The organism is Paraburkholderia elongata (assembly GCF_013177735.1).
Lineage (GTDB): Bacteria > Pseudomonadota > Gammaproteobacteria > Burkholderiales > Burkholderiaceae > Paraburkholderia > Paraburkholderia elongata.
Genome location: NZ_WOEZ01000059.1, coordinates 42,871 through 48,870 on the forward strand (window position 1 = coordinate 42,871; position 6,000 = coordinate 48,870).

Below are 6,000 nucleotides of genomic sequence, written 5' to 3' on the forward strand. Positions count from 1 at the left end.
CCAGGAGGAACACCCATGAATATCGGCATCCCTGCCGAAAGCCGCGCCGGCGAGACGCGTGTCGCCGGCACGCCGGAAACAGTCAAAAAACTTACCACGCAGGGGCATACCGTTTTTGTGCACAGCACGGCAGGCGAGCGTGCGCATTTCCCCGACACCGCCTACGCACAGGCCGGCGCAACGCTCGTCGGCCCGGCCGAAGCATTCGCGGCCGATCTCGTGCTCAAAGTACAGACCCCGACAGAAGCCGAACTTCAGCACATGAGGCGTGGCGCGGCTCTCGTCGGCATGCTTAACCCGTTCGACGTGGATCAGGTCGCGCGAATTCACGCCGCCGGCATATCCGCGTTCGCACTCGAATCGATTCCGCGTACGACTCGTGCGCAAAGCATGGACGTGCTGTCGTCGCAAGCCAATATCGCCGGCTACAAGGCCGTGCTGCTGGCGGCGAGTTTGTACCAACGGTTCCTGCCCATGCTGATGACCGCTGCGGGCACCGTCAAAGCGGCACGTGTACTCATCCTCGGCGCAGGCGTCGCGGGCCTGCAGGCGATCGCCACGGCAAAGCGGCTGGGCGCAGTGATCGAAGCGTCGGACGTGCGCCCCGCCGTCAAGGAACAAATCGAATCGCTGGGCGCAAAGTTTCTCGATGTGCCGTGCGAAACCGACGAAGAGCGTGAAGCCGCCCAAGGTGTAGGCGGCTATGCGCGCCCGATGCCGGCCTCGTGGATCGCACGCCAGGGCGCCTTGGTCCATGAGCGGGCCAAACTGGCGGATATCGTGATTACCACCGCGCTGATTCCGGGTCGCACGGCCCCCACGCTGCTCAGCGAAGAAACGGTACGTGAGATGAAACCGGGCTCGGTGATCATCGATCTGGCCGCAGGCAGAGGTGTCAGCGTGGGCGACAGGCGCGGCGGCAATTGCCCGCTGACCGAAGCGGATGCGGTGGTGCTGCGCCACGGCGTCCACATCGCCGGCTATACGAATCTGCCGGCCATGGTCGCAACGGATGCATCGTCGCTCTACGCACGCAACGTGTTCGACTTTCTGAAACTGATCATCGACACCGACCGCAATCTGAAGATCGATACCAGCGACGATATCGTTGCGGCCACCTTGCTGGGTCACGACGCCTCGATGCTGAAGACGGCATAAGGAGACCGCCATGGAACTCATCACTCATACCACCACCAATCTCATCACTTTTGTTCTGGCGATCTATGTCGGTTACCACGTTGTCTGGAACGTGACTCCTGCCCTCCATACGCCTCTGATGGCCGTCACCAACGCGATCTCCGCCATTGTGATTGTCGGCGCCATGCTGGCGGCAGGACTGACCGTGGGCGGCACCGGCAAGGCATTCGGCGCGTTCGCCGTGGCGCTCGCTGCAGTCAATGTGTTCGGCGGCTTCCTCGTGACTCGTCGCATGCTTGAAATGTTCAGGAAAAAAGAGCCTAAAAAGGCCGCCGCAAACAAAGCTGCAAACGAAGTCAACGGAGTCTCGCGATGAGCATGAATGTCGTCACTTTGTTATACCTTGTCGCCTCTGTATGCTTCATTCAGGCGCTCAAAGGGCTGTCGAATCCGAAAAGCGCCCGGCTGGGCAATGCCTTCGGCATGGTCGGCATGGCGCTCGCCATTCTGACCACCATCGCGCTGATCGCGAAACAGGCGTCCTCGCTCGGCTCGGACCTGATGCTTGGACTGACGGTGCTCGTCGTCGCGCTGATCATCGGCGGTGCGATCGGCACGGTTGTTGCCGCACGCGTCGAGATGACCAAAATGCCCGAGCTGATTGCGGCCATGCACTCGTTGATCGGATTGGCGGCCGTTTGTATTGCCTATGCGGTGGTCTCCGAGCCGTCCGCTTTCGGGCTGGCCGCAAGCGGCGGCGAGCTGCCGTATGGCAATCGCGTCGAATTGTTCATCGGCACCTTTATCGGCGCGATTACGTTCTCCGGGTCGGTGATCGCGTTCGGCAAGCTGTCCGGCAAATACCGCTTCCGCCTGTTTCAGGGCGCACCGGTCGTCTATCCCGGGCAGCATGCACTCAATCTTGCTCTCGCCATCGCGATGGTCGGCTTCGGGATCGCGTTCTTTCTGACCCAGTCATGGTTGCCCTTCATCGTCATGACGACGATCGCGTTCGCGCTTGGCGTGCTGATCATCATTCCGATCGGCGGCGCCGACATGCCGGTTGTCGTCTCGATGCTCAACTCGTATTCGGGCTGGGCTGCCGCGGGCATCGGCTTCTCGCTGAACAACCCCATGCTGATCATTGCCGGATCGTTGGTCGGCTCGTCGGGCGCGATTCTTTCGTACATCATGTGTCGGGCGATGAACCGGTCGTTCTTTAGCGTGCTGCTTGGCGGCTTCGGCGCTGAAGCCGCGGTTGAGGGCGGCGCCAAACGGGAACAACGGCCGGTCAAATCAGGTTCCGCCGACGATGCTGCGTTCCTGCTCGGCAATGCGGAATCCGTCGTTATCGTTCCGGGCTATGGTCTCGCGGTCGCGAGAGCACAGCATGCGCTGAAGGAGTTGACCGACAAGCTCACCGGCAAGGGCATCGACGTCCGTTATGCGATCCACCCGGTGGCCGGCCGGATGCCGGGCCATATGAACGTGCTGCTCGCCGAAGCGGAAGTGCCGTACGAACAGGTATTCGAAATGGACGACATCAACGCGGAGTTCGGCCAGACCGATGTTGTGCTCGTGCTCGGCGCCAACGACGTGGTCAATCCCGCCGCAAAGACAGATCCGGCGTCGCCGATCGCCGGCATGCCGATCCTGGAGGCCTATAAGGCGCGCACCGTGATCGTCAACAAGCGGTCGATGGCCTCCGGGTACGCCGGTCTCGACAATGATCTGTTCTATATGGACAAAACGATGATGGTGTTCTCGGACGCCAAGAAGGTCATCGAGAACATGACCAAGGCGCTCGAGTGAGCATCCATAAGCGGCAACTATCGGCCCAGACAACATTGCTCTTTGTCGACCGGAGTATTAAACGCTACCGTATAGCGTGCTGATCCCGCATTCACCGTTATAGGCACTTACCATGCATGCACTCGTCATTCACGCACCACTCGATCTGCGCATCGAGGAGGTTCCCACACCTGAACCGGAGGCAAACCAGCTGCTCGTTCGAGTTCGAGCCGGCGGTATCTGCGGCTCCGATCTTCACTACTTCAATCACGGCGGTTTCGGCACGGTTCGCATCAAGGAACCCATGGTGCTTGGCCATGAAGTCTCCGGCGCCGTCTCGCGTGTAGGACCTGGCGTGACAGACATGCCAGCCGGTACACGGATCTCCATCAGCCCGAGCCGGCCTTGTGGTCTGTGCCAATACTGTCAGCAAGGTCTGCAGAACCACTGTCTGGATATGCGCTACTACGGCAGCGCCATGCGCACGCCGCACGTGCAAGGCGCATTCCAGCAGGAGATCGTGATCGACCGTTCACAAGCGCACGTCGTGGCTGACTCGTTGAGCGATGCCGAAGCTGCGATGGCCGAACCGCTCTCCGTCGCACTTCACGCCGTTCGACGCGCGGGTCCGTTACTCGGTAAGCGTGTGCTCGTCACAGGGTGCGGTCCGATCGGCGCGTTGATCGTGGCGGCTGCACGCAGAGCCGGTGCGGCGATGATCGTAGCAACCGATGTGAATACGATGCCGCTCGACAGCGCGAAAAAGGTCGGCGCCGACCTTGCCCTCAATATCGCGGAGACGCCGGACGCGCTCCAGCCGTTCGCCGCCGACAAGGGCAGCTTCGACGTTCTCTTCGAAGCGAGCGGCAACGCAGCGGCGTTACGCGGTGCATTCGACGTGCTCAAACCGCGCGGCGTGATCGTCCAGGTCGGCCTCGGTGGCGACATCTCATTGCCGATCAACGTGATTGTCGCCAAGGAATTCGACCTGCGCGGAGCGTTCCGCTTTCACGAAGAGTTCGCTGTTGCCGTCGAACTGCTGAACAAGGGCTTGATCGACGTGAAGCCCTTGATTACCGGCATTTTTCCGTATCAGGATTCGGTCAAGGCATTCCAGACAGCGGGCGACCGTTCGAAATCGATGAAGGTGCTGGTGAGCTTCGATTGAACGCGCACGTATGGCGACGATAACGCGGTAATCCGCGTTCGTCGCCGTGCGTTTGCCCATGACGGCTATGGGCATTGAGTAGGTGGCGGGGTTACTCCCACCACCCTCTCACATAGGTGAGTAACCCACGGGAATCGCACCCGCAGGCCATGAATCCTGGCGCTATCAGAAGGAGGCACGCATGCCCACCCATCTGCGCAAGGACCCGCCCACCTTTCCGTGGATGAAGCTCTCAGGGCGATGGATCGAGACCGCCGGCTTTAAACCCGGACAGCGCGTGCGTATCACCGTCGAACACCAGAAGCTCATCATTACGCCGCTTTAAATACAGAAGGGGCCGCGAATGCGGCCCCTTCTGGACGGGTTTCACTCCGAGGCTGGGCTATGCAGCCGTTACACAAACTCCCGAGGCATTTATAAGGTCTGGTCGCTGTCGCCAACTAGCCGAACGTGCGTCCACCCTGAACGTCCCGCCGTCATCATCAGGATTACAGATAACTGTCACACCGCTATCGCGATCAAGCAATATTTGCGCGGATAAGACAATTCCATCATTTCCCAAGCCAACGCCTTCGCACCGCAAATTCCGAACGCCGTGCAATTCAAGCTCAATCGCACTATCGGAGAGTGGTTGACTTTGGAAGATCACGTTAACACTTGACTCCCCCGGGAAGTTCTCCTGCGGGAATACCATGCCGCCTTCCCCGTTAACATACATTGGATTGCTCATAAAAAAACTTCGGATGCAACTGTCGTGTAACCAATGTGCAGTTTTCATAAAGTCCGTCACCGCCGCCTGACTATCTAACGGAATGAAATCTGGCAACATCTGCTTCCTCCAATCTTGTGGATATCACTCAAGCTCTGACGGACACCATCCATCTTTTGGGGGCTGAGGTTTGGGCGGTTTCGGCAGCGGACCATAAGGGCGGGGGAATTTGCTCCGTACGCCATCAATCCAGTCATGCACATGATCGCCAATTCCGTCGTGATTCCAGGATGGCCGTGATCGTAGTCTATCGCCGGCCGAGCATCCGGACCGTATTTCCTGCCGTCTCCATACGTGCCGTCAGGTCTTAGGCCCGGCCAATAAGTCGAATCGGGATCTCCGGTTGCCGGCTTACTGTATATCGGTCCTCCACCTGGCATCGGACCCACAGGAACCGGAAATCCAAATGCCTGCAGCCCGGACGGATCGCTGAACTGAACCGGGTTCCCATCTACATAAGCATACGCATTCGTCTGCTCACTTGCGTAGCCTATGGGGTCTTCGCTAATGAACCTTCCGGTCGCCGGACTGTAATACCGGTTCCGGTAGTAATACATCGGTACTACGACAGACCAAACCAGTTTGCAGTTGGAAGGTCACGTCATAGTTGCACCAGTCGAACGTACGTACCGCACTATTGACGTATGCCGAATTGCAGGTGGCGCATCGCCGGTTACGCGAGGGTCAGCGGTAGATAAACCCTATACAAAAAATTCCCTCACGAAGGCGCAGGCACTCTGGACTTAAAAATCACAATCCCAAGTCGAACGCCAATCCATATCCCACACGCCATTCCGAACGGGAACAATGCCAACGTAGCCTCACGCCACCCGTGCTTCACCCATAGAGAAAATCCGCTACTGACAACCACAACCATCAAAACCATAGAGTAAAAATCAAACAGTTGCCACGGTGACAACAAACCGTTCGACCATGCCGGCAGCCCCCATTTTTTACCTTTTGGCCAGAAAAGATGGTTTAAAAAGAGAACACACAAAGCCAGGAAAAAACCATGGCGTTATACACAAATGTCGTCACCGCCGTCGTCGCTTAACAAGCGCAATGTTTTTGCAGCGACATGAACTTCTCTGAGTCCGAGCCAGATCGTTTTTGCGCCGGGTTCGCCATCGCCCTT

8 protein-coding genes are annotated in these 6,000 nt (G+C 58.6%); 5 read left to right on the forward strand and 3 right to left on the reverse strand.

The window, feature by feature from the left end; genetic code table 11:
* Positions 1 to 15: 15 nt before the first annotated feature.
* The 5 genes from GNZ13_RS12655 to GNZ13_RS12675 all read left to right on the forward strand — a co-directional run bounded on the left by GNZ13_RS12655 (position 16) and on the right by GNZ13_RS12675 (position 4,421).
* A complete protein-coding gene (locus GNZ13_RS12655) occupies positions 16 to 1,158 on the forward strand; it encodes a Re/Si-specific NAD(P)(+) transhydrogenase subunit alpha (protein ID WP_172164359.1) in 1,143 nt (380 codons plus the stop codon).
* Positions 1,159 to 1,168: 10 nt separating this feature from the next.
* Positions 1,169 to 1,513, forward strand: coding sequence for an NAD(P) transhydrogenase subunit alpha (locus tag GNZ13_RS12660; RefSeq protein ID WP_172164362.1), 345 nt, complete (start codon positions 1,169 to 1,171; stop codon positions 1,511 to 1,513).
* Positions 1,510 to 2,949 carry an NAD(P)(+) transhydrogenase (Re/Si-specific) subunit beta gene (locus tag GNZ13_RS12665; RefSeq protein ID WP_172164365.1) on the forward strand — a complete coding sequence of 480 codons (1,440 nt, stop codon included), beginning with the start codon at positions 1,510 to 1,512 and terminating at the stop codon, positions 2,947 to 2,949. The genes GNZ13_RS12660 and GNZ13_RS12665 overlap by 4 nt, the downstream gene beginning before the upstream one ends.
* Positions 2,950 to 3,061: 112 nt before the next feature.
* Positions 3,062 to 4,096, forward strand: coding sequence for an L-idonate 5-dehydrogenase (locus GNZ13_RS12670; RefSeq protein WP_172164368.1), 1,035 nt, complete (start codon positions 3,062 to 3,064; stop codon positions 4,094 to 4,096).
* A 181-nt stretch (positions 4,097 to 4,277) separates the two neighbouring features.
* Positions 4,278 to 4,421, forward strand: a complete 144-nt coding sequence (locus tag GNZ13_RS12675) for a SymE family type I addiction module toxin (protein ID WP_172164373.1) — start codon at positions 4,278 to 4,280, stop codon at positions 4,419 to 4,421.
* Between the two features lie 57 nt (positions 4,422 to 4,478).
* Here the strand turns inward: GNZ13_RS12675 and GNZ13_RS12680 are convergent, their stop codons facing one another.
* The 3 genes from GNZ13_RS12680 to GNZ13_RS52250 all read right to left on the reverse strand — a co-directional run.
* The gene (locus GNZ13_RS12680) at positions 4,479 to 4,925 is read right to left on the reverse strand and encodes a hypothetical protein (protein WP_172164376.1); all 447 of its coding nucleotides are present in this window, start codon (positions 4,923 to 4,925) and stop codon (positions 4,479 to 4,481) included.
* A complete protein-coding gene (locus tag GNZ13_RS12685) occupies positions 4,901 to 5,422 on the reverse strand; it encodes an RHS repeat-associated core domain-containing protein (protein ID WP_236001968.1) in 522 nt (173 codons plus the stop codon). The genes GNZ13_RS12680 and GNZ13_RS12685 overlap by 25 nt, the downstream gene beginning before the upstream one ends.
* Positions 5,423 to 5,883: 461 nt before the next feature.
* Positions 5,884 to 6,000, reverse strand: a 117-nt coding sequence (locus GNZ13_RS52250; protein ID WP_236001971.1) for an IS4 family transposase, incomplete at its 5' end; no start/stop codon positions are given.